This window comes from Sphingomonas sp. CCH9-E2 (genome assembly GCF_001557215.1).
Lineage (GTDB): Bacteria > Pseudomonadota > Alphaproteobacteria > Sphingomonadales > Sphingomonadaceae > Sphingomonas.
The window spans coordinates 1-1,434 of the sequence record NZ_LSJM01000090.1; the positions used below are offsets into that span (position 1 = coordinate 1).

General features: G+C 67.2%; 1 protein-coding gene. It reads left to right on the forward strand.

Features of this window, described 5'->3' with window-relative positions:
- Positions 1 to 179 precede the first annotated feature (179 nt).
- The gene (locus AX681_RS04835) at positions 180 to 1,376 is read left to right on the forward strand and encodes an exo-beta-N-acetylmuramidase NamZ family protein (protein WP_066681899.1); all 1,197 of its coding nucleotides are present in this window, start codon (positions 180 to 182) and stop codon (positions 1,374 to 1,376) included.
- The last annotated feature ends 58 nt before the right edge of the window (positions 1,377 to 1,434 follow it).

A 1,434-nucleotide genomic window follows, 5' to 3' on the forward strand; every position in this document is an offset into this window, starting at 1 on the left:
GGCCGCACGCTACCATATCGTCACCCCGGCCTCCGTGCCGGGGTCCACCGTGCGGCAGGCGCGGCGCAAGAGGTTTGAGGTTTGCGCGCGCGGACGAGTGGACCCCGGAACAAGTCCGGGGTGACGCGTTATGGGCATGGGGCTTGCGTCGCCCCTCAACTCCCGGCACCTGAAGCGCCATGAACTTCGGTATCGACCGGCTGATCGCCGACCCCGCTTTGCTGGCTCAACTCAAGGGGCGCCGCGTTGCGCTGCTCGCCCATCCGGCGTCGGTGACGGCGAATTTGACGCATAGCGTCGACGCGCTGGTCGCGGCGGGGCTCAATGTCTCGGCGATGTTCGGGCCGCAGCATGGCGTGCGCGGCGACCTGCAAGACAATATGATGGAATCGCCGGACTTTACCGATCCCACTTACGGGATGCCGGTGTTCAGCCTGTATGGCGAAGTGCGGCGGCCGACGGGGCAGTCGATGCAGACGTTCGACGTGATCCTGATCGACCTGCAGGATCTGGGTTGCCGCATCTACACCTATGTGACGACGCTGCTCTACATGCTCGAGGCGGCGGCGGCGCATGGCAAGGAAGTGTGGGTGCTCGACCGGCCCAACCCGGCGGGCCGCCCGGTCGAGGGGCTGACTTTGCTCCCCGGGTGGGAAAGCTTCGTCGGGGCGGGGCCGATGCCGATGCGGCATGGCATGACGCTGGGCGAGATGGGCGCGTGGTTCATCGACCAGTTCAATCTGGATGTCGCCTATCGCGTGATTGCGATGGAGGGGTGGGCGCCCGACGCCGCGCCTGCCTATGGCTGGCCGCCGGAGCGGGTGTGGATCAATCCCAGCCCCAATGCCGCCAACGTCAACATGGCGCGCGCCTATGCCGGAACGGTGATGCTGGAGGGGACGACGCTGTCCGAAGGGCGCGGGACGACGCGCGCGCTGGAGCTGTTCGGTGCACCCGATATCGACGGCAAGGCGGTGATTGCGGAGATGCGGCGGATCGCGCCGGCATGGACCGCAGGCTGCACGCTGCGCGACTTCTGGTTCCAGCCGACCTTCCACAAGCATGTCGGGCACTTGTGCAGCGGCGTGTTCATCCATGCCGAGGGGGCGGGGTACGACCACGCCGCGTTCCGGCCGTGGCGGTTGCAGGCTTTGGGGTTCAAGGCGATCCGGTCGCTTTACCCGGACTATGAGCTGTGGCGCGATTTTCCGTATGAATATGAGTTCGAGAAGCTGGCGATCGATGTGATCAATGGCGGTCCGGGCCTGCGCGCATGGGTGGACGATGCGGGCGCGGCGCCGGGCGATCTGGATGCGGCGGCCGGGGCAGACGAGGCGGCGTGGGTCGCGATGCGCGAGCGGTTCCTGCTGTACTGACATCATTCCTCCCCTGCGCAGCAGGGGAGGGGGACCGCCCGCGCAGCGGGTGGTGGAG

Excerpts from the sequence above, each read along its gene's own strand:
- AX681_RS04835 (WP_066681899.1), top strand. The coding sequence starts at position 180 with ATGAACTTCGGTATCGACCGGCTGATCGCCGACCCCGCTTTGCTGGCT.